The sequence below is a fragment of the Ramlibacter sp. genome (assembly GCF_050250995.1).
GTDB lineage: Bacteria > Pseudomonadota > Gammaproteobacteria > Burkholderiales > Burkholderiaceae_C > Ramlibacter.
Map to the genome: position 1 here is coordinate 61,005 of NZ_JBFWNP010000010.1, position 21,629 is coordinate 82,633.

The following is a 21,629-nucleotide window of genomic DNA, read 5'->3' on the forward strand; positions in this document are numbered from 1 at the left end:
CTCAACGCCCGAAGAGAAAGCGCGGGCCGAGCCAGTTCATCAGGCGGCGAACGGCGATGGAGAGCAACAGGTAGATCGCCGTCGCGACGATGAACGCTTCGAACGCGCGGAAATTGCGGCTCTGGATCAGGTTGGCGGCATAGCTCAGTTCCTGCGTGGCGATCTGTCCGCAGACCGCCGAACCCAGCATGACGATGATCACCTGGCTCACGAGCGCGGGCCAGACCTTGCGCAGCGCGGGCGGCAGCACGACGCGCATGAACACCTGCGCGCGCGTGAGCGCGAGGCTCATGGCGGCCTCGATCTGGCCGCGCGGCGTGGCCTCCACGCCGGCGCGGATGATCTCGGTGGCATACGCGCCGAGGTTCACCACCATCGCGATGATCGACGCCGCTTCGGGCGACAGCTTCACTCCGGCCGCGGGCAGGCCGAAGAACACGAAGAACAGTTGCACGATGAAAGGCGTGTTGCGCACCAGCTCGACGTAGGCGCCCGCGAGTGCGGCGAGCCACGTCGGCCCGTGGATGCGCGCCCAGGCCGCCGCGACGCCCACCGCGATGCCGGCGATGGCCGAGATCACGGTGAGGCCGAGCGTCCACGCCACGCCGTGCAGCAGCAGCGGCCACTGCGACAGCACGGCGGCGAAGTCGAGCGCGATGCGCACGCGGCGGTCCGCTCGCGCCTTACTCGGGCAGCGTGCCGGCCGGGCGGCCCAGCCACTTCTGCGCCATCTTGTCGATGTCGCCGGCCTTCTTGCCCGCCACGATGATCTCGTTGACCTTCAGGCGCAGCTTGTCCTCGCCCTTGGCCACGCCGATGAAATTGGGACTGTCCTTCAGCAGCAGCTTGTATTCGGCGCCGAGCTGCGGGTTGCGCTGCATCATGTTGCCGGCGACCGACGCGCCGGTCGCGATCACCTGCGTCTGCCCCGACACGAAGGCGGAGACAGTGGCGTTGTTGTCCTCGAAACGCTTGATGTCGGCTTTGGGCGGCGCGACCTTGGTGAGCTCCTGGTCCTCGATCGCGCCGCGCGTCACGGCGACGCTCTTTCCGGCCAGGTCGGCGAAGCTCTTGACGTTGAGCGACTTGGGCGCGAACACGGCCTGGAAGAACGGCGAATAGGCGACGGTGAAGTCGATCACCTTCTCGCGCTCCGGGTTCTTGCCGAGCGTGGAGATGACCAGGTGCGCCTTGTTCGTCTGCAGGTACGGAATGCGGTTGGCGCTTGTCACCGGCACCAGTTCCACCGGCACGCCGAGCTTCGCGCCGATGTAGTTGGCCATGTCGATGTCCAGCCCCTGCGGCTTGAGGTCCACGCCGACGAAGCCGTAGGGCGGGAAGTCGGTGGGGATGGCGATGACGATCTTCTTCGCCTTCATCACGTTGTCGAGGGCGGCTTGCGCGTGCGCGCCGCCGAAGCCGATTGCGAGGGCGGCCGCCGCCATGGCGGTCGCGAATCGGCGCTTGCTGGGGATCATGCGGGGTCTCCTGGGGTTCGGTTGTCTTGCGACAAGCCCCAAGCAACTCCCGTGCCCAGAAGACCCTAGGCCAATTTCACGCTCGTCGCGATCCCCCGGTGCAGCGCAGACCTCAGGCTTGCCACTGCACGAGCCCGGTCATCGAGGTCGCCAGCACGATCACGCCGAACGCGATGCGATACCAGGCGAAGGGCACGAAGCTGTGGCTCGAGATGTAGCGCAGCAGCCAGCGCACGCACACCCACGCGCTGAGAAACGAGAACACCAGCCCCACGCCGAACATCGGCAGGTCGGCCACGGAAAGCAGGTGCCGCTCCTTGAACAGGCTGTACGCGCCCGCGCCGATCAGGGTCGGAATGGCAAGGTAGAAGGAGAAATCGGTCGCGGCCTTGCGAGACAGCCCCAGCAGCATGCCGCCGATGATCGTGGCGCCGCTGCGGCTCGTGCCGGGGATCATCGCGAGGCACTGCACCAGGCCGACCTTCAGCGCGTCCTTCCAGGTCATGTCGTCGGCCTCCTGCACGCGCACATGCGACTGCGTGCGCCGCTCGGCCCAGAGGATGATGAAGCCGCCGATGATGAAGGCGGTGGCGACCACGCCCGGCGTGAAGAGGTGTTCCTTGATCGCCTTGCCCAGCGCCAGGCCGAGGACGACGGCGGGGAAGAAGCCGATGGCGACGTTGGCCGTGAAGCGCCGCGCCTGCGCCTGCGTGGGCAGGCCGGCGACCACCGTGCGGATCTTCTGCCAGTACACGATGATGACGGCGAGGATCGCGCCGGTCTGGATCGCGATGTCGAAGACCTTGCTTTTCTCGTCGTCGAAGCCCAGCAGCGCGCCCGCCAGGATGAGGTGCCCGGTGCTGGAGATGGGAAGGAACTCGGTGAGCCCCTCCACCACCCCCATGACGGCCGCCTTCAGCAGCAACAGCAGATCCACGCGCGCTCCCTCGCTTGATAGAAGCGCGGATTATCGCCGTGGCCGCCGATCACTGGGGCTCGAGGCCCACCTTCTTCACGAGCGCCGCGTACTTCGCGAGTTCCGCGCGGAAGGCGGCCTGCGCCTGCTCGGGCGTGCTGATGGCGATGGTGTTGCCCTGCTTGGCCATCGTCTCGCGCACCGCCGGGTCGGCGAAGGCGGCCACCACGGCGTCGTGCGCCTTCTTCACGTTGGCGGCCGACATGCCCTTCGGGCCGATCACGGCGAACCACGCCTCGACGGAGAAATTGTTCAGGCCCTGTTCGGCGAAGGTCGCGACCTCGGGCGCGGCGGCCACGCGCTGCGGCGTGAGCGTGCCGATCGCCTTGACGGCGCCCGAGCGGATGTGCTGCTGCACGCTCGGCAGCGCGGCCACGGCGAAGTCGATCTGGCCGCCCAGCAGGTCGGTCACCATCGGACCGACGCCCTTGTACGGGATGTGCTTGGCCGACGTGCCGGCGGCCTCCATCACAAGCTCCCCGGCAAGGTGCAGGATGGTGCCGTTGCCGCCGGAGCCAAAGTTGTACTGGCCCGGCTTGCCCTTGAGCAGGGCGATGAATTCGCGGCCGTTGCTCGCCGCCACCTTCGACGGGTTGGCTACGAGCACCATGGGCGTGGAGCCGACCACCGCGATGGGCGTGAAGTCGCCGGGCATGTCGAAAGGCAGCGACTTCAGGACGCTCGGGAAGATCACGACGTTGTTCGACACGACCGACAGCGTGCTGCCGTCCGGCGCCGACTTCGCGAGCGTCTGCAGGCCGAGCACGCCGCCCGCGCCGGGCTGGTTCTCGACCACCACGTTGGCGCCGAGCGCCCGGCCGAGCGCGGGCGCGGCGGCGCGCGTGATCGCGTCGACGCCGGAGCCCGTGGCGTTGGGCAGGACGAACTTGACGGTGCCCGACTGCGCGAAGGCCGCCAGCGGCGAGATTGCGCCGCCGACGGCGGCGAACGATGCGAGGGAGGTCAGCGCGGTCTGCGTGAATTGGCGGCGGTTCATGGTGGGGGTGTCTCCTGGTGCAAATACATGGACATGAACATGGCGCGCTCAGGCCACGATGGCCTTGGCGCGCAGTTCGTCGATCTCGGCATCCGCGAGTCCGAGGCCGGCGAGCAGCTCGCGGCTGTGTTCGCCCAGCCGCGGCGGGTCCAGGCGGACGCCGAGGCGCTGCCCCTCCATCGTGATGGGGAACAGCGTGGTCTTCACCTTCTCGCCCGCCTTCGGGCCGTCCGGCAGGGTCATGTCCGCCAGGCCGCCCGTGGCGAGCAGGTGTTCGTCATCGTACAGGTCTTCGGGTTTTCGGATCGGGGCAAAGGGCAAGCCCGCCTTCTCCATCAGCGATGCCAGCTCGGACGCGCTGCGATGGCGCAGGCGCTCGCCGAGCGTCTTCAGCAGGCGCGGGCGCTGCTCGACGCGCTGGTTGTTGGTGGCCAGCTCGGGCTCGGCCTTCAGGTCCGCGAAGCCCAGCGCATCGCAAAAACCCCGCCACTGCGCATCGCTCACGGCCGCCAGGAAGATCTGCTCCTCGCCGTTGCCGACGGAGAACACGTCGTAGATCGCCCAGGGGCTGATTCGCGCGGGCATCGGCGCCGGGTGCTTGCCGGTCATGGCGAACTGCAGCATGTGCTGGCCGACGAGGAACACGTTGTTCTCGTACAGCGCGGACTGGATTTCCATGCCCTTGCCCGTGATGCCGCGCTGCACCAGCGCGCCGAGCACGCCGATCGCGCCGAAGAGGCCGCCCATGATGTCGTTGACGCTGGAGCCCGCGCGCAGCGGGTCGCCGGGACGGCCGGTCATGTAGGCCAGGCCGCCCATCATCTGCACCACTTCGTCGAGCGCGGTGCGGTGGTCGTAGGGGCCGGGCAGGAAGCCCTTGTGGCTGGCGTAGATCAGCTTCGGGTTCGTCCTCGCCAGGGAGTCGTAGTCGAGGCCGTACTTGACCATCGTGCCGGGCTTGAAGTTCTCGGCCACCACGTCGGCCGTCGCGCACAGCCGGCGCGCGAGTTCGACGCCCTCGGCGTTGTGCAGGTCGAGGCCGATGCTCTTCTTGTTGCGGTTGAACATGGGGAAGAAGCCCGCGCCCGCGCCGAGCAGCCGGCGCGTGTTCTCGCCGGCCACGGGTTCGACCTTGATGACCTCGGCGCCCATGTCCGCGAGCACCATGCCGCAGGTGGGGCCCATCACCATGTGGGTGAACTCGACGACGCGCAGGCCCTTCAGCGGCTGCGGGACCTCAGGGGTCGGCTCAGGCATGCTCGGCCTCCTTCTTCATCGTCTTCGGCAGGCCCGCGCGCCACACGTTGCCGTGCAGCGCCTCGCCCTGCAGCCACTGCCCCACGCGGCCGCGCAGCGCGATCAGCCTGTCGAAATCCAGGCCGGTGTCCACGCCCATGCTCGCGAACATGTACGCGGCGTCTTCCATGGCGACGTTGCCGCTCGCGCCCGGCGCATGCGGGCAGCCGCCGATGCCGGCGATGGACGCATCGAAGCGGCGGATGCCCATCTCCCACGCCGCGAAGCAGTTCGCAAGGCCCAGGCCGCGCGTGTCGTGGAAGTGCGCGCAGTCGAGCTTGTCGCCCGCCACGCGCAGCACCTTCTCGTACAGGCGCTTCACCTGCGCGGGGTCGGCATAGCCCACCGTGTCGGCGAGGCCCACCGCGTCGACGCCTTCGTCGAGCACGGCCTTCACGAGGCGCACGACTTCGTCCTCGGGAACGTCGCCCTGGATCGTGCAGCCGAAGGCGGTGGAAATGCCGATTTCGATCTTCGTCTTCGCACCCATCGCGTCCCGCGCATCGCGGATGCGCGCGATGTCGGCAACCACCTCCTCGGGCGTCTTGCGCAGGTTGGCGAGGCTGTGCTTGTAGCTGGCCGACAGCGGCAGCAGCATCGCCTCGGCCTTGCACTCGATGGCGCGCTCGGCGCCCTTGAGGTTGGGCACCAGGACGGAGGCCTTGAGCCCCGGCAGCGTCTGCGCGAAGGCAAGGACTTCGGCCGTGTCCGCGAGCTGCGGCAGCAGGCGCGGCGGCACGAAGGAGCCGACTTCGATCTCGCGTTCGCCCGCGTCGTAGGCGTCGCGGATCCACTGGAGCTTGGCCGCCGTGGGAACGATCGTCGCGACGCTTTGCAGGCCGTCGCGCAGGCCGACTTCGCGGAGGATGGCGTGACGGGGTCCGGAGCTTGTAGGGTGCGTCATGAGGCAGGAGTTTAGGTTCTCCGCCTTGCGCGCGCCCGCGCGGGGCTACTCGTAGCGCAGAGCTTGAATCGGCAGCAGTTGCGACGCACGCCGCGCGGGATAGAAGCCGAAGAAGATGCCCACGAATGCCGAGAAGCCGGCGGCGAGCACGATCGAGGAGGCCGTGATGCTCACCTGCCAGCCCGCGAACTGGCCCACGGCCCAGGTCGCCACACCGCCGATGGCGATGCCGATGGCGCCGCCGATCAGGGACAGCGTGACGGCCTCGATCAGGAACTGCGTGAGGATGTCCTTGCCCCGCGCGCCGACGGCCATGCGCAGGCCGATCTCGCGCGTGCGCTCGGTCACGCTCACCAGCATGATGTTCATGATGCCGATGCCGCCGATCACGAGGCTGATGCCGGCCACGGCCGCGAGCAGCATCGTCATCACTCGGCTCGATGCCTCCTGCGCCTGCAGGATCTCGGTGAGGTTGCGGATGGAGAACGGATCGTCCGCGCCGGGCTGCACCTTGAAGCGCTGGCGAAGCAGTTCCTTGATGCTTTCCTCCACCGCCTTCATGTCCTGCCCTTCGCGTACCTTCACGCTCACGGAACCGATGCGCTTGAGCTTGCCCGCGCTCGACCCCTGCACGCGGTTGCGGTACGTGCTGATCGGGACGACGACCACGTCGTCCTGGTCCTGCCCCATGGAGTTCTGGCCCTTTTTCTCCAGGAGGCCGACGATGGTGACGGGCACCTTCTTCACGCGGATGACCTGGTCGAGCGGATCGGCGTCGCCGAACAGCTGCTGCGCGACGGTCTGCCCAATGATCGCGACCTTGGCGGAGCCTGCGATCTCGGCCTGCTCGAACTGGCGGCCGGACGCGAGCGACCATTCGCGCGCCTCGAAGTAGTCGTTGGTCGTGCCGAAGATCGAGGTGCTCCAGTTGGTGTTGCCCACCACCACCTGCGCGCCGGTGCGCAGTGTGGGTGCGGCCACCTGCACTTCGGGGATTTCGCGCGCGATCGAATAGGCGTCTTCCTCGGTGAGCGCCTGCCCCGTCTGCGCGCCGAGCCGCACCCCGCCCGCCGTGACGCCGCCGGGCAGCACCAGCATGATGTTGGAGCCCAGCCCCTTCATCTGCTCCTGCACGCGCTCGGTCGCCCCGCGGCCGACGGCGATCATCGTGATGACCGCGCCGACGCCGATGATGATGCCCAGCATGGTGAGCACGCTGCGCAGCTTGTTCGCCGCGAGCGCGCGCAGGGCGGACCGAAGGGCGGCGAGCGAGTTCATGCGGCGACCGCGTCATTCCCGCGAAGGCGGAAATCGGGATCCGACCCCAATTTATTCAATCTATCTTCGACGATGTGGCCGTCGCGGAAGACGATCTTGCGACGTGCCCAGGCGGCGATGTCGCTTTCGTGCGTGACGAGGACGACCGTCATGCCCTGGTCGTTGAGGTCGGTGAGCAGGCGCATGATGTCTTCGCTGGTCTGGGAGTCGAGCGCGCCCGTGGGCTCGTCGGCCAATATCAGCTGCGGCTCGTTCACGAGGGCGCGGGCGATGGCCACGCGCTGCTGCTGGCCGCCGGAGAGTTCCGAAGGCGTGTGGCTCCAGCGCTGCGCGAGGCCGACCTTCGCGAGCGAGGCCATCGCACGGTCGCGGCGCTCCGCGGCTTTCACGCCCGCATAGACCATCGGCAACTCCACGTTCTCGACCGCGCTCGTGCGCGGCAGCAGGTTGAACTGCTGGAACACGAAGCCGATGCGGCGATTGCGAATCGACGCGAGCTGGTCCGGCCGCATCGTCTCCACCGCTTCCGCGGCGAGCCGGTACTCGCCCTGCGTCGGCAGGTCGAGGCAGCCGAGGATGTTCATCAAGGTCGACTTGCCCGAACCCGACGCGCCCATGATCGCGACGAACTCGCCCGCCTCGATGTCGAGCGACACGCCGCGCAGGGCATGCACGGTCTGGTCGCCCATGGTGTAGACCTTGGTGAGCTCGCGGGCTTCGATGAGCGCCATGACTTCCTCGCGCCCGCGTCAGAACGGCATGCGCGGGCCTTGCGCCGGCCTCGCTGCGTTGGCCGCCCCGGCGCCGGCAATGCCGGTCACGACCCGCGCGCCTTCCTTCAGCTCGCCCGCGTCCGGCGCGTTCGGTGCGATCAGCAGCTCGGTGCTCGTGCCGTCGGTGATGCCCAGCCGCACGTTGAACGCCTTCGGCTTTCCGTCCGCGCCGAGCAGGTAGATCCGGCCGCGCGTGCTCGTGCGGCTGCCCGCTTCGGCCAGCATGGCGGTGTATTTCGTCTTCTGCTCGGGCGTGAGCAGGTCGCCGATGCGCGCCCGCACCTCGGCGGAGATCCGCTCGCGCGCCTTGGGCCGTTCCTCGGCCGGAAGCTCCCGCAGCTGGCCGAACTTGGGCCGCGCATCGGCGTAGATCGAATCGACCTTCTCGATCTGCGGCGGCGTGAGCGCGAGTTCGGTCACGAGACGGTTGCGGAATTCGGCGGCGGGTCCGGACATGCCGGGCGCCGGCGGGGGAACCGCGCGGCCGCCCGGTGCGGGCGACGCGGCAGCGGGGCCTCCCGACGGAGCGGCCGCCGACGGACCCGCGGCCTGCGGTCCCCCGGCCTGCGATGCGCCGCCTCGCGCTTGCGCACCGGCAGGCCCGCCACCCTGCGGCGCTCCCGCCTGGGGCCCCGGCCCGCGCGGCCCGGACGGCGCCCCCGGCCCACCCGCACGCTGCCCCTGCTGCTGCATCTCCGCGTACTTCGTTTTCTGCTTCGCATCGAGCATCGCGTTGATCTTGCCGCGCATCTCGGCCAGCGCCTTGTCGCGCGCGGCCCCGCGCTGATCCTCGGGCAGGTCGCGGATCGCGCCGAACTTCGGCCGCATCTCCTGCGCGATCGCATCGAGCTTCGCGAGCTGATCGGCACTCAGTTGCAGCTCGGATGCGAGCCGCTCGCGCATCGCCGCGAGTCCGCCGCCGCCGCCGCCCCCCGGCGGCCCGCCCTGCGCGAACGCCTGAGGGAACAAGGACCACGTGCCGGACGTCGTCGTGCCCGACGCGGCCCGTTGCGGCGGCTCCACGCCCGCGAGCCGCACGCGCAGCGCCGCGTTCGGCACCTTCAGCACGCTCTCGCGCGTGTCCGTCACCACGCGCACGTTCGCCGTCATGCCCGGCAGCAGCCGCCCCGCCGTGTTCGAGAAGCCGATCACCGCGATGTAGGTGACCACGTTCGCCACGTTCTGCGCGGCCTTGCGCACCTGCCGGATCTCGCCTTCGAAACTCTGGCCCGGAAACGCATCGACCGTGAAGGTGGCGCGCTGCCCCATGCGGATGCGGCCGACGTCGCTCTCGTCGATGCTCGCATCCACCTGCATGTCCTGCAGGTTCTGCGCGATCACGAACAGCTCGGGCGACTGCAGGCTCGCGGCCACCGTCTGACCCTTCTCGATCGCGCGCTTGATGACGATGCCGTTGACCGGCGAGGTGATCCTCGTGCGCGTCAGGTCCACCTGCGCCTGCGCGAGCGCCGCCTGCCGCTGCACCACGTTCGCCTGCGCGCTCTTCACCTGCGCATCGGTCACGCCCTGCTGCGCCTCGGTCGACTTGAGCGCCTCGCGCGTCGTATTGACCAGCGCCTGCGCGCGGTCGGCCTCGCTCTGCGCGATGAACTGCTTCTCGACCAGGAGCTTCTTTCGCTCCAGGTCGCGCTGCGCCTCGGCCAGGTCGACCTTGGCACGCGAGATCGCGGCGCCGGCCGCGGCGCGGTTGGCCTCGGCCGTCAGCACCGCCGAGCGCGCCGCATCCACATCCGCGCTCGCCTGCCGCACCCGGTATTCGAAGGTCTCCGGATCGATCATGGCGATCAGCTGCCCCGCCTTCACTTCCGAGTTGAAGTCGACGTGAAGCTCCTTGATCTGCCCCGACACCTGCGTGCCCACCGACACCTGCGTCACCGAGTTCACGGTGCCCGAGGCCGACACGGTGGACTGCAGGGCGCCGCGCTCGATGACGGCCGTGCGGTACGCCACCGGCACAGTACGCGCCTGCGTCCACCACCATGCGCCGCCGCCCGCGGCCAGCAGCAACACGAGGAGACCGAGCGGCAGCTTCCATGAGAACTTCTTCATGAGGCGCAATTGTAGGAAGGGGCTTACAAAACCGCACCCGGTGTTTCATGTCCGCTGCGTAAAGCGTCTGCATTTCGCGCCAGTCCGGGCGCGTTTCGCCACGCGCCTGCGTCGTTTCGTCCCCTCGAGGTCGCCTGCGGCACTGCGGCCGGCCACAGTCCATCCCATCGATCCCGGAGAAACCCCATGGACCCCAGCCCCGCCATCGCCATCCACGTCGCGTCCGCCCTCGGCGCGCTCGTCCTCGGCCCCGTCGCCCTCTGGGCCCGCCGCGCCGGCGCGGCCAGGCCCAGGCTGCACCGCGCCGCCGGCTACGCCTGGGTGACGCTCATGATCGCCACCGCCGTCTCCGCGATCTTCATCCGCAGCGGCGCGGGGCCGAACATCGCGGGCTTCTCGCCGATCCACCTGCTGATTCCGGTGACGCTCGGCATGCTGGTCCTCGCCTTCGTCGCGCTGGCGCGCGGCCGGATTTCCCTGCATCGCAAGACGATGAAGGGTCTCTACATCGCCGCCTGCCTCATCGCCGGGTTCTTCACGATGCTGCCGAATCGCATGATCGGAAGGTTCCTCGGCATCACGAGCGGCTCGCAGCTGCTCGCGATGCTCGCCGTCGCCGCCCTCGGCTATGCCGCATGGCGCCTCCTTCGCAACCGCGGCACGCTGGCCGCATGAACACCGCACAACCCTTGATAAGCTCCTCCACCATGACGACCGTACGCACCCCCGAAGAGATCGAACGGCTCGCGCGCAAGCGCGCCGGCGCCAAGCTGGGCTGGTACATCCATGCCGCCGTCTACGTGGTCGTGAACTTCTTCATCTTCGCGGTCTCGGTCTACGGCTTCGGCCACCGCCCTTGGTCGATCTTTCCGCTGCTCGGCTGGGGCCTGGGTCTCCTGTTGCACGGCCTGTCGGTGTTCGTGCTCGGACAGGGCAGTGGCCTGCGCGAGAGCCTCGTGCAGAGGGAGCGCGAGCGGCTGCAGCGCGAGCAGCAGCGATAAACGCGGCGGGGCGCATGCGAATCGACTGGATCTCGAAGCTGCAGCACCTGCTGCAGGCCATCGCGTTCTGCCTCGCCATCGCGACCCTCCACTACGGCTTCGCGCCGCAGCAGCCATACGCGCCGGCGGTGGTGTTCTCGCTGTGTATCGGCATCACCATCTGGTTCGTGATCGACATCGGGCGGCACTTCTTCCCCTCCGCCGCCGAGACCGGGTGGCCGCGCGGCTGGATCGGCTTCGCGCTGGTCGCCGCCGGCATCGCCGCGGGCTTCGTCGTCGGCCGGGCGCTGGGCGACCTCATCTGCCCGGCGATGGGCCTGTGCACCCCGGGCATGCGCCACAACCGCGAGGCCGACTTCCGCAGCACGCTGCTCATTACCGTGATCGCGGGCCTGGTCGGCAGCTACTACTTCTACAGCCGCAGCCGAAGCTCCTACCTCGAACGCAAGATGGGCGAAACGCGGCGGCTCGCCGACGAGGCGAGGCTCAAGCTGCTGGAAAGCCAGCTCGAGCCGCACATGCTGTTCAACACGCTCGCCAACCTGCGCGCGCTGATCGGCGTCGATCCGCAGCGGGCGCAGCGCATGCTCGACCACATGATCGCGTACCTGCGCGCCACGCTTGCGGCTTCGCGCGCGCCGCGGCACACCCTGCGCGCGGAGTTCGACCGGCTGCGCGACTACCTCGAGCTCATGGCCGTGCGCATGGGCCCGCGCCTGGCGTACGAGCTGCACCTGCCGCCCGAACTCGCGCAGGCGCTCGTGCCCACGCTGGTGCTCCAGCCGCTCGTCGAAAACAGCATCCAGCATGGCCTGGAGCCGAAGGTGGGCGGCGGGCGCATCGACGTCCGCGCGACGGCGGTGGGCGCAACGCTCATCCTCGAAGTGACGGACACGGGCGTTGGCGCCGCCGATGCGCCCACGGCCGGCAAGGGCTTCGGCCTCACGCAGATCCGCGAGCGCCTCGCCACCCTGTACGGCAGCGGCGCGTCGCTGTCGTTCGACGCGACGCCGGAGGCCGGCGCCCGTGCCATCGTCACGCTGCCCCTGCAATCGTCATAGGTCGCCATGCCCACCGCACTCATCGCCGAAGACGAACCGCTGCTCGCGCAGGCGCTGCAGGCCGAGCTCGCGCGCGCCTTCCCCGAGATGCAGGTCGTGGCCATCGTGGGCGATGGCCGCTCCGCGGTCGCCGAAGCGCTCGCCCGCCTGCCCGACGTGCTGTTCCTGGACATCCGCATGCCGGGGCAAAGCGGCATGGACGCCGCGGCGGAGATCGCGGACGAGTGGCCGGCGTCCCGGCCTTTCCCGGCGCTCGTGTTCGTGACGGCCTACGACCAGTACGCGGTGCAGGCCTTCGAGGCGCAGGCCGTCGACTACCTGCTCAAGCCGGTCCAGCCGGAGCGACTCGAGAAGACCGTGCAGCGCGTGAAGGCGTGCCTGGCGAGCCGCGAGGCCGGGTCCGTCGACGACACCCTCGAGAAGCTGCGGCATCTGCTGGGCGCCACGCCGGTCTCGCCCTCCACGGCTGCTGCACCCGCGGCCCGGCCGCTCGAGGTGCTGCAGGTCGGCGTGGGCAATTCGATCCGCATGGTGTCCATCGAGGACGTGCTGTACTTCGAAGCCGCCGACAAGTACGTGCGCGTGCTCACGGAGGGTCACGAATACCTGCTGCGCACCCCGCTCAAAGAGCTGCTGCCCCAGCTCGACGCGCAGGCGTTCTGGCAGATCCACCGCGGCACCATCGTGCGCGCGACCGCCATCGACGCCGTGAGCCGCGACGAAGCGGGCAAGCTGCACCTGGCGCTGCGCGGCCGCGCCGAGAAGCTGGCGGTAAGCCGGCTGTACGCCCATCGCTTCAAGGCGATGTAGCCGGGGTCGGCGACGGCGCCGCCGCACGCAGGCGGCGAGCCCGCGCCTCTGGAATTCGTCCGTCAACGCGCGTGGGCGTCGTCCTACAAGCTTCGTCGCATCGGGCGGCTCTACTACGTCCATGTTCTTGCACGGCGTCCCCGGATCGTGCGCCAAGGTGGCCCTCACCGGTGCGTATGGAGCGGGGTTGATCGTGGGAACCGCGGCGCTGATCGCGCTGACGGGTCCGACGCAGGACGAATGGCAGAGCCGGGCGAACTCGCCCAGCCGAGCCGAGGTGGTGATGCGGGAGTCGCTCCAGCGAAACCTGGCGTCGCCGAAGTCCGGCTTGTGGGCCGGCATCGAATCGAGCGAAAGGCGCGGTCTCTAGAAGCAAAGCAACAACGCGTTGGTTTTCGTCAGGATCACCCCGACTCCTCTGAGTCCCCTCCTCCTCCGGGGTGAGCTGGTCCGGCCCTCCGTCCCGCGACTGGCATTGTTACCCCCAGGTCCACTAGCCTGGGGGTTCTTTTTTTTCATGGCTGCGTCAACCCTGTCCGACCTGCACGACCGTAGATGGACGGCATGCCAACTTTGTCACCGGCCTTAACCTTGCGGCAACAGAGACAAGGACCAGAGGACAAGCCATGAACGACAAAGACAAACCCAGCCGGGGCCCGGACCCCGGTCGACGACGACCCGCGGCGATCCGCTCGGGCATCCGCCTGCAGGGCAGCGGAATCGGCCGCGCCGAAGCGACGGCCGATGAGGAAGACGCGGGTCGCAGCGGCTACGGTTCGGAGAGCGTGCGGCCGTACCTGCGGGCACAGTTGCGCCAGAAGGAACTCATGTCCGGCCCCCAGCTGGGCTGGGAAGGTTCGCGCAGGCGGCCCAAGCCCTAATCCCCTGCGCGGGCCGCGGCTCGGCCGCATGACAGAATCGGAACCCTATGGCTTCCCCTGTCGACAGCAACAAGAACGTCCCCCGGCCGAGCAATTTCCTGCGGCAGATCATCGAACGCGACCTCGACCAGGGCACGTACGCCGCCCGCCGCTGGGGCGGCACGCCCGGCGACAGGGCGCACCACCAGGCGGGCGAGCCCGACCCCGCGAAGATCCGCACCCGGTTCCCGCCCGAGCCCAACGGCTACCTGCATGTGGGCCATGCCAAGAGCATCTGCCTGAACTTCGGGCTTGCGCGGGACTACGGCGGCGTGTGCCACCTGCGCTTCGACGACACCAACCCGGAGAAGGAAGACCAGGAATACGTCGACGCGATCCGCGACGCAGTGCATTGGCTGGGCTTCCGCTGGGACGCCAACGGCACGGACCACGACTACCACGCGAGCGACTACTTCGACTTCATGTACCGGGCGGCCGAGTACCTGGTCGAGGCGGGCCATGCCTATGTCGACGAACAGTCGGCCGAGGAGATGCGCGTGAACCGGGGCGACTTCTCTCGCCCCGGCGTCGACAGCCCCTACCGTTCGCGCTCGATCCAGGAGAACCTGCAGCGCCTGCGCGACATGCGCGACGGCAAGCTCGCCGACGGCGCGGCGGTGCTGCGCGCGAAGATCGACATGGCGAGTCCCAACATCAACCTGCGGGACCCGGCCATCTACCGCATCAAGCACGCGGAGCACCACAACACCGGCAGCAAGTGGTGCATCTACCCCATGTACACCTTCGCGCATCCGATCGAGGACGCGCTGGAGAACATCACCCACAGCATCTGCACGCTGGAGTTCGAGGACCAGCGGCCCTTCTACGACTGGCTGGTGGAGCATCTCGCCGAGGGCGGGCTCGTCAACACGCCGCCGCCGCGCCAACATGAATTCGCGCGGCTGAACCTCACCTACGTGATCACGAGCAAGCGCAAGCTCAAGCAGCTGGTCGACGAGGGCCACGTGAGCGGCTGGGACGATCCCCGCATGCCGACCATCGTGGGCCTGCGCCGCCGCGGCTACACGCCCGAATCGCTGCAGTTGTTCGCCGAGCGCATCGGCGTGAGCAAGGCCGACAGCTGGATCGACTACTCCACGCTCGAGATCGCGCTGCGCGACGATCTCGACGCGAAGGCGGCACGCGCGATGGCGGTGCTCGATCCAGTGAAGCTCGTCATCACGAACTGGGACGCGCTGATGGGCGCGGGCTTTCTCGACGCGTGCTCGGCGCCGGTCCATCCGCACGCGCCCGAGCGCGGCCGACGCGAGTTCACGCTGGGGCGCAAGGTGTGGATCGAGCGCACCGACTATGAAGATACCCCGCCCAAGGGGTTCTTCCGCCTGTTCCCGGGGAACAAGGTGCGATTGAAATACGGGCACGTGATCGAGTGCATCGGGGCCACGCGCGACGCCTCGGGCGTGCTGGTCGAGGTGCAGGCGACGCTGGTGCCGGACACCAAGAGCGGCACCCCCGGCGCCGACGCGATCAAGGTCAAGGGCAACATCACCTGGGTCGGCGTCGCCGACGGCGTGAAGGCCGAAGTCCGCCTCTACGACCGCCTGTTCGCCGTGCCCCAGCCGGGCACCGGCGACAGGGATTTCCTGGAGGAGATCAACCCCGACAGCCTGCGCGTGGTCACGGCCTATGTCGAGCCGTCACTGGCCGCGGCGAAGCCCGACGAGAAGTTCCAGTTCGAGCGGCACGGGTACTTCGTGGCGGACCGGAAGGATCACCGCGAGGGAGAGGCGGCGGTGTTCAACCGCGTGACGGGGATGAAGGATTCGTTCGGGAAGTAGAGGGGTTTCACCTCACCCGGCACCGCATCACCTTCCCCTGGTTGATCCAGGTCCCTTCACTCCCCGCCGCCCTGAACTCATAAGGCGGCGCGCCGAAGCGGCCGCCGGGCTGCTGCGCGAGCCCCAGCTCGAGGCCGCTGTTGAGCATCGCACGCGCATCGCGCTGCCCTTCCGTGAGCACGATCGTCGTCAGGTCCTCGCACGCATACGTCGCGGAGCGGGCGAGCGGATGAACAACCTGCGCGCCGGGATTCGGCATGACGGGCGGCACGCCGCCGGGCGAGTAATAGGGGCCGGACGCACAGGCGGTGAGCAGGACGGCGGTGGCGGCAAGGGCGATGTGGCGCATGACGATTCTCCGAGTGGCAACCCGGGCATTGTGAACCGACTCGACCGTCCGCTCGCGGCATGCGATCAGGGAAAGCCCGGAGCCCCGCTGCCGCCAAGGCGTCACCTCGCCGCTTGCGCGCTCGTGTAGAACGACGAAGCCGGCGACCCGCCGGATCACAGGCGGGCGAGGTGAAGCAAACTCAAGGAGACATCCATGCTGCCCGCCACCCACTCGCGCGTCCAACGCGCAGCCCTTGCCCTCCTCGCCGCTGCCGCGCTCGCCGCCTGCGGCGGAGGCAACGACAACGACGGAACCGAACTGCCGCGCGCGCAGGACAACCGAACCACCTTCGCCGTCGTGCCGTTCAGCAACACGACGGCCTACCCGGACTTCGAGGCGTCCGCGAGCGGCGCGGCGAGCTTCCGCGCCCTGACCGGCACGACGTCGACCGGCGGCGCGCTGCCCGCGACCAGCCGCTGGACCGGCACGCTCAACGGCGCGGGCTACCGCATGGAAGTCCCGGCCAACTGGAACGGCCGGCTCGTGATGTACGCGCACGGCTATGCCGGCACGGGCGACAACCTCACCGTGACGACGCCCTCCGCGCTGCGCAGGTATTTGATCGAGAACGGCTACGCGTGGGCCGCATCGACCTATTCGAAGAACTACTACGACGTGCGCGCCGGCATCGAGGACACCAACGCGCTTGCCAACGCCTTCGTGCGCATCGCCGCGGACAACGGCCGCACGCTCGCGGCCCCGAGCAAGATCTACATCACCGGCCATTCGATGGGCGGCCACGTCGCGGCCGCGGCGGTGGAAGCCGAAGCGCTCGCCACGGCGCGCAACAAGGTCGCCTATGCCGGCGCGGTGCCGATGTGCGGCGTGACCGGCGACACCGCGCTCTTCGACACCTTCACCGCCATGCAGATCGCGGCGCAGACGGTCGCGGGCGTGCCGGCGGTCCCGCTGACGCGCTGGCCCGAGATCGCGACGCAGGTGAACACGGCCCTGTGGACGGTGGCGCCGGCCGCGGCCACGGCGACCTCGCCCATCACGCCCACCCCGGTGCTCGGCGAACGCTACGTCGGCATCCTGAAGAACCTCACGGGCGGCGAGCGTCCGCTGTTCCGCCTCGGGCTGCAGCGCGGCGGCTCGTTCCCGTCGGCTTACGGCACCTTCGGCAGCGACGGCACGATCAACGGCATCCTCGACAAGGACGGCACCGACACGACCGCAATCACCTACACGATCGACGGCGACACGGCGGCGAGCGCGGCCATCAATGCGGCCGCGCAGAAAGTCACGGCCGACCCCGACGCGAACCGGCTGCGCCGCGACGGCCTGCGCTGGATTCCGAAGGTCAACGGCCAGATCACGGTGCCGGTGGTGGCGATCCACACCCTCGGCGACCTGTTCGTTCCATTCCACATGATCCAGGCGTACCGCAACCGCGCGAATGCGGCCGGCACGGGCAACCTGCTCGTGACGCGGGCGATCCGCGGCATCAGCCATTGCGACTTCACGGTCGCCGAGCAGGTGGAGGCATTCGACGCGATGATCCGCTGGGAGGGCGGCGGTGCGCGCCCCGCCGGCGACGATGTGACGACCGCGTCCGTGGTGGCGCAGCCGACCTATGGCTGCACGTTCACGCGCGCGGCGGTCTCGGGCACCGACTCGGCGACGACGACGGCGCTGCGCGGGTTGATCGCGGCATCGGGCGGGAGCTGCGCGCCGTAGAAGTCATCTACCGCGCCGGCTGCCCGTGTTCAGGGGCGCGGCTTCGGGCCGCCCCCGACCATCCAGGGCGTGCCGAAGCGGTCGGTCAGCATGCCGAACGCATCGGTCCAGAAGGTCTCGGCCATCGGCATCGTGACGCTGCCGCCGTCGGCGAGCTTGTCGAAGATCTTCCGGGCCTCGTCGGCCGTGGCGTAGTTGAGCGCGAGCGCGAAGCTCGCCATTTTCGGCTGCGGCATGCCCGCGGGCGTATCGGAGGCCATGAGCATGCGCCCGTCGAGCATCAGGCACGCGTGCATGATGCGGTCGCCGGCGGAGGTGTCGACGCCGGCGCACGACTCCTGCCCGGGGGCGTCGCTGTACTTCATGAGCGCTTCGAGCTTGCCGCCGATCGTGCGCTCGTAGTAGCGCATGGCTTCGGCGCAGGCGCCGTCGAAAAAGATGTAGCTGTCGAGCTGGGGCATGACGGTCTCCGGTCGGTGGGTGGGCGGCGGCACGGATGTCGGGTCCGCCTGGATCACGACGAACGAGCGCGGGCGGAATCGACATCGGACGGCGCCCGCGCCAGACGATAGCGTGTTCCGCGGCCCTGGCCGCTGCGAATGAGCAGGCCGAGTTCGCTCAGGTGCGTCAGCTCCCGGTAGGCCGTGGCACGTGACGCGCCGGTGAGGTTCACGTACTTCTCCGTGCTCATGCCGCCGGCAAATCCGGCCGGCTCGGCCTCCAGCAACCGGCCCAGCGCCTTGCGCTGCGAGGCGGTGAGCGTCGCGTGCCGTGCATTCACGTCGTTCCAGTAGACGGACTGCGACAAGGCCTTTTGCATGCTTTGAAGGGAGGCGTCGAAGGCCGACTCGATGCGCCCGAGGAACCATTGCACCCATGAGGTGACGTCGAGCCCCCCCTGGCCCGTCACGGCCTGAAGCTGCGCGTAGTAGCCGGCGCGATCCTGCGCGAGCTGCGCCGAGAGGCTGAAGAGCCGGCGGTCGCTGCGCATGTCCTGCGCCAGGGCAAGCTCAGCGAGCGCGCGCCCGATGCGTCCGTTGCCGTCCTCGAAGGGATGGATCGCCTCGAACCACAGGTGCGCGATGGCCGCGCGCACCAGACCATCGATTTCCGGTCGCCGGCTATGCACGTTGAACCATTCGAGCAGTGCCGTCATGTGTTGGGGCACATGGGCCGAAGGCGGCGCCTCGTAGTGAACGACGTCCGGCTTGCGCCAGTGCGGCGTGACGATCTGCATGGGCTCGGCATGCGTGCGCCAGCCACCCACCACGATGCGCGTCGCGCCGCTGCGGCCGGTAGGGAACAGCGCGGCATGCCAGGCGAAGAGATCGTCCTGCGTGATCGGTCGCTGCCACTGCGTGATGGCGGCCTCGAGCACTTCGAGCGTCGCCTCGGCCCGGGGGTCGCTCGCCGAGACGGCGTGGTCGGCCAGACCCAGTCGCCGTGCCGCCGATGCGCGCACCGAATGCAGCTGAAGGTTCTCGCCCTCGATGGCGGCCGTGGCCAGCGCCTCCTGCGTCCAGCCGGCCAGTTGCAGCGACGCCATGTCGGCCACGCCCAGCGTCGAGGCCAGGCCCAGCATGCGGCCTTCGGCGATTCGCGCGCCCGCGATGGCCGAAGTGGTGGCCAGCGCGTCCCAGCGCATGGCGGGCCAGCGGGGGGCTTGCCAGAGATACATGAAGCGCATTTTAGCGATTTACGCTTCACATTTGAAGCGTAAATGCCGGATTTGCGGTTCAACCCACCACCGCGAGCGCTCGCCGCCCGCACAATGCTCCTCATGGAACAAACCATCCCCCACGCCGCAACCGGCCCCATCGCCCTCGTCGGCATCGGCTCCATGGGCCGCGGCATCGCGCAGTGCCTGCTGCGCGGCGGACATGAGCTGCATGCGTACGCGCGTCGCGCGGAGGCCGCCGCGCCGCTGGCGCAGCTCGGCGCGGTGGCCGCGGCGACACCGGCCGCCCTGGGCAAGTGCAGGCTGGCGATCCTCAGCCTGCCGGATGCCGACGCCGTGCGCGATGTTCTCTTCGGCCCGCAGGGACTGGCCGATGCCCTCTCGCCCGGCAGCGTCGTCGTCGACACGAGCACGATTGCCGCGACGGATGCGCGCGAGATCGGACAGCGGCTGGGGTCGCGAGGTGTCCACATGCTCGACGCGCCCGTGAGCGGCGGCCAGCAGGGCGCGGAACAGGGCACGCTCGGCTGCATGGTCGGTGGAGAGGCCGAAGTGCTGGACAGCGTGCGGCACGTCCTCTCGGTGTTCTGCAAGTCGATCACGCACGCGGGCGGACCCGGCGCCGGCCAGACCGTGAAAGCGTGCAACCAGGTGGCCGTGACGGGCGCGATGCTCGGCATGATCGATGCGCTCGCGCTCGCGCGTGCCCAGGGCGTCGACCCTGCCGTCATGCGCGACGTTCTGCTCGGCGGCACCGCGCGCAGCTTCGTGCTCGAGCATCGCGCGCCGAAGATGATCGCCGGCGACTTCGCGCCCGGCTTCCGTGCGCGCCTGATGCGCAAGGACCTGCGCATCGCGCTCGACACGGCGCAGGCGGCGGGCGTGACCCTCGGCGCGGCCCGCATGGCCGAGCGGATGCTCGACGGGATGTGCGAAGCGGGCGACGGCGACCTCGACTGGTCGGCCCTTGCCCGAGCGCGCACTGGCGCTGCATGATCGCGGGATGACGTCCCCCATCGACCACGACGCGAGCGAGCTCTCGCGCCTGATCCACGCGCGCGCCATCTCCTGCGTCGAGGCGATGCAGGCGTATCTCGCGCGAATCGACGAGCGCAACCCGACGTACAACGCCATCGTCAACCTCGCGCCGCCCGACGTGCTGCTCGCACAGTCGCACACCTGCGACGCGGAGCTTGCCCAGGGCCGCAGCCGCGGCTGGCTGCACGGCATGCCCATCGCCATCAAGGACGCGGCGGATGCGGCGGGCTTCCCGACCACGAAAGGCTGCGAGCTTCTCGCCGCGAACATGGCCGCGCGCGACAGCGTGATGGTCGAGCGCCTCAAGGCCGCGGGCTGCATCGTGATCGGCAAGACCAACCTGCCCGAACTCGGCCTCGGCTCGCACACCTTCAACACGCTTTTCGGCGCGACGCGCAACGCGTGGGACACGGCCGTCTCCGCGGGCGGCAGCAGCGGCGGCGCGGCGGTGGCCCTGTCGCAACGGATGCTGCCCATCGCCGACGGCTCGGACTTCCTGGGTTCGCTGCGGAACCCGGCGGGATGGAACCACGTCTACGGCATGCGGCCGACGCAGGGCCGCGTGCCGACCGGGCCGGGGCCCGACGTGTGGATCGACCAGCTGTCGACCGAGGGGCCGATGGCACGCAGCGCGCGCGACCTCGCCCAGTTGCTGCGAACGCAGTCGGGCCATGATCCGCGCCTGCCGCTCTCGCTGCAATCGTCGCCCGACTTCGCGACGACGCCCGGCGACTCGACGCCGCTGAAGGGCTTGCGCATCGGCTGGCTGCGCGACCTCGGCGGCTACCTTCCCATGGATGACGGCGTGCTCGCCGCGTGCGAGGAGGCGCTGGTCGCGATGGAAGGCGCCGGCGCCGTGCTCGAACCCGCATCGCTCGACATCGACCTGCCGGCGCTCTGGGAATGCCTGCTCACCTGGCGGCGCGCGCTCGTCGGCCCGCGCGTCGAGGCGCTGATCAACATGCCGCACGCGCGCGAGAAGATCAAGCCCGAGGCGCTCTGGGAATACGACAACTCGCTCGCGCTCACCTTCATGGATTTCATGAAGGCGAGCCAGGCGCGCACGCGGTATTACCAGCATGTGATGTCGCTCTTCGACCGCTTCGACGTGCTCGCGCTGCCCTCGGCGCAGGTGTGGCCCTTCTCGATCGAGGAACGCTGGCCGAAGGAGATCGCCGGGCGCAGGATGGACACGTATCACCGCTGGATGGAAGTCACCCTCTACGCGACGCTCGCCGGCCTGCCCGCCTTGTGCGTTCCGGCCGGGTTCCATCCGCAACGCGGCTGGCCGATGGGGCTGCAGCTCATCGCGAAGCACAGCGCGGACGATCTGCTGCTGCGCGTGGCCGCCGCATACGAAACCGTGCGCGGGGATTTCCTCGCGCGGCGTCCGTCGAACTGAGGCCGCCCGCCCGGTACGAAGTCTTCGCCAAAGTCCTTGCGTCCCGCGCGGTTCGCACGCGGCCCTAGAATCTTCTC

Annotated in this window: 22 protein-coding genes; 10 read left to right on the top strand and 12 right to left on the bottom strand. The window is 69.2% G+C overall.

Annotation, left to right across the window (positions count from 1 at the left end; translation table 11 throughout):
- Window position 1 precedes the first annotated feature (1 nt).
- The 9 genes from AB7E83_RS09855 to AB7E83_RS09895 form a co-directional block, all read right to left on the bottom strand.
- Window positions 2-664, bottom strand: coding sequence for an amino acid ABC transporter permease (locus AB7E83_RS09855; protein ID WP_428568463.1), 663 nt, complete (start codon window positions 662-664; stop codon window positions 2-4).
- 19 nt (window positions 665-683) lie between these two features.
- Complete coding sequence (locus tag AB7E83_RS09860; protein WP_428568466.1) at window positions 684-1,478, bottom strand: transporter substrate-binding domain-containing protein; 795 nt, start codon at window positions 1,476-1,478, stop codon at window positions 684-686.
- 112 nt (window positions 1,479-1,590) lie between these two features.
- The gene (locus AB7E83_RS09865) at window positions 1,591-2,415 is read right to left on the bottom strand and encodes an undecaprenyl-diphosphate phosphatase (protein WP_428568469.1); all 825 of its coding nucleotides are present in this window, start codon (window positions 2,413-2,415) and stop codon (window positions 1,591-1,593) included.
- Window positions 2,416-2,464: 49 nt separating this feature from the next.
- On the bottom strand, window positions 2,465-3,451 hold the full coding sequence (locus tag AB7E83_RS09870; protein ID WP_428568472.1) for a Bug family tripartite tricarboxylate transporter substrate binding protein: 987 nt from the start codon (window positions 3,449-3,451) through the stop codon (window positions 2,465-2,467).
- Between the two features lie 48 nt (window positions 3,452-3,499).
- Window positions 3,500-4,708, bottom strand: coding sequence for a CaiB/BaiF CoA transferase family protein (locus AB7E83_RS09875; protein ID WP_428568475.1), 1,209 nt, complete (start codon window positions 4,706-4,708; stop codon window positions 3,500-3,502).
- The gene (locus tag AB7E83_RS09880; RefSeq protein WP_428568478.1) at window positions 4,701-5,651 is read right to left on the bottom strand and encodes a hydroxymethylglutaryl-CoA lyase; all 951 of its coding nucleotides are present in this window, start codon (window positions 5,649-5,651) and stop codon (window positions 4,701-4,703) included. The genes AB7E83_RS09875 and AB7E83_RS09880 overlap by 8 nt, the downstream gene beginning before the upstream one ends.
- Window positions 5,652-5,696: 45 nt before the next feature.
- The gene (locus AB7E83_RS09885) at window positions 5,697-6,929 is read right to left on the bottom strand and encodes an ABC transporter permease (protein ID WP_428568481.1); all 1,233 of its coding nucleotides are present in this window, start codon (window positions 6,927-6,929) and stop codon (window positions 5,697-5,699) included.
- Entirely contained in the window at window positions 6,926-7,660 is a 735-nt protein-coding gene (locus AB7E83_RS09890) for an ABC transporter ATP-binding protein (protein ID WP_428568484.1), read from the bottom strand. The genes AB7E83_RS09885 and AB7E83_RS09890 overlap by 4 nt, the downstream gene beginning before the upstream one ends.
- Window positions 7,661-7,678: 18 nt before the next feature.
- Window positions 7,679-9,772 (bottom strand): efflux RND transporter periplasmic adaptor subunit, encoded by a 2,094-nt coding sequence (locus AB7E83_RS09895; RefSeq protein ID WP_428568487.1) that lies wholly within the window; start codon window positions 9,770-9,772, stop codon window positions 7,679-7,681.
- A gap of 186 nt (window positions 9,773-9,958) precedes the next feature.
- On the opposite strand from AB7E83_RS09895, the gene AB7E83_RS09900 reads away from it, so the two are divergent.
- From AB7E83_RS09900 to AB7E83_RS09930, 7 genes are all read left to right on the top strand, one after another.
- Entirely contained in the window at window positions 9,959-10,447 is a 489-nt protein-coding gene (locus AB7E83_RS09900; RefSeq protein ID WP_428568490.1) for a DUF2306 domain-containing protein, read from the top strand.
- A gap of 32 nt (window positions 10,448-10,479) precedes the next feature.
- Window positions 10,480-10,773 (top strand): 2TM domain-containing protein, encoded by a 294-nt coding sequence (locus AB7E83_RS09905; protein ID WP_428568493.1) that lies wholly within the window; start codon window positions 10,480-10,482, stop codon window positions 10,771-10,773.
- Window positions 10,774-10,787: 14 nt separating this feature from the next.
- Window positions 10,788-11,834, top strand: a complete 1,047-nt coding sequence (locus AB7E83_RS09910) for a sensor histidine kinase (RefSeq protein WP_428568496.1) — start codon at window positions 10,788-10,790, stop codon at window positions 11,832-11,834.
- A gap of 6 nt (window positions 11,835-11,840) precedes the next feature.
- Entirely contained in the window at window positions 11,841-12,644 is an 804-nt protein-coding gene (locus AB7E83_RS09915; protein WP_428568499.1) for a LytR/AlgR family response regulator transcription factor, read from the top strand.
- A 187-nt stretch (window positions 12,645-12,831) separates the two neighbouring features.
- Complete coding sequence (locus AB7E83_RS09920; protein WP_428568502.1) at window positions 12,832-13,014, top strand: hypothetical protein; 183 nt, start codon at window positions 12,832-12,834, stop codon at window positions 13,012-13,014.
- A 256-nt stretch (window positions 13,015-13,270) separates the two neighbouring features.
- Window positions 13,271-13,525 carry a hypothetical protein gene (locus AB7E83_RS09925; protein WP_428568506.1) on the top strand — a complete coding sequence of 85 codons (255 nt, stop codon included), beginning with the start codon at window positions 13,271-13,273 and terminating at the stop codon, window positions 13,523-13,525.
- A 47-nt stretch (window positions 13,526-13,572) separates the two neighbouring features.
- Window positions 13,573-15,363 carry a glutamine--tRNA ligase/YqeY domain fusion protein gene (locus AB7E83_RS09930; protein WP_428568509.1) on the top strand — a complete coding sequence of 597 codons (1,791 nt, stop codon included), beginning with the start codon at window positions 13,573-13,575 and terminating at the stop codon, window positions 15,361-15,363.
- A 7-nt stretch (window positions 15,364-15,370) separates the two neighbouring features.
- On the opposite strand, the gene AB7E83_RS09935 is transcribed toward AB7E83_RS09930, so the two are convergent.
- Window positions 15,371-15,712: a hypothetical protein gene (locus tag AB7E83_RS09935; RefSeq protein WP_428568512.1), complete on the bottom strand. Its 342-nt coding sequence runs from the start codon at window positions 15,710-15,712 to the stop codon at window positions 15,371-15,373.
- Between the two features lie 195 nt (window positions 15,713-15,907).
- On the opposite strand from AB7E83_RS09935, the gene AB7E83_RS09940 reads away from it, so the two are divergent.
- Window positions 15,908-17,434 carry an alpha/beta hydrolase gene (locus tag AB7E83_RS09940; RefSeq protein WP_428568515.1) on the top strand — a complete coding sequence of 509 codons (1,527 nt, stop codon included), beginning with the start codon at window positions 15,908-15,910 and terminating at the stop codon, window positions 17,432-17,434.
- A 29-nt stretch (window positions 17,435-17,463) separates the two neighbouring features.
- Here the strand turns inward: AB7E83_RS09940 and AB7E83_RS09945 are convergent, their stop codons facing one another.
- A complete protein-coding gene (locus tag AB7E83_RS09945; RefSeq protein WP_428568518.1) occupies window positions 17,464-17,895 on the bottom strand; it encodes a VOC family protein in 432 nt (143 codons plus the stop codon).
- A gap of 53 nt (window positions 17,896-17,948) precedes the next feature.
- A complete protein-coding gene (locus tag AB7E83_RS09950; RefSeq protein WP_428568521.1) occupies window positions 17,949-19,121 on the bottom strand; it encodes a Fic family protein in 1,173 nt (390 codons plus the stop codon).
- A gap of 93 nt (window positions 19,122-19,214) precedes the next feature.
- Between AB7E83_RS09950 and AB7E83_RS09955 the strand changes: the two genes are divergently transcribed.
- Both AB7E83_RS09955 and AB7E83_RS09960 read left to right on the top strand, forming a co-directional pair.
- On the top strand, window positions 19,215-20,108 hold the full coding sequence (locus tag AB7E83_RS09955) for an NAD(P)-dependent oxidoreductase (RefSeq protein WP_428568524.1): 894 nt from the start codon (window positions 19,215-19,217) through the stop codon (window positions 20,106-20,108).
- 7 nt (window positions 20,109-20,115) lie between these two features.
- Complete coding sequence (locus tag AB7E83_RS09960) at window positions 20,116-21,552, top strand: amidase (RefSeq protein ID WP_428568526.1); 1,437 nt, start codon at window positions 20,116-20,118, stop codon at window positions 21,550-21,552.
- Window positions 21,553-21,629: the final 77 nt, after the last annotated feature.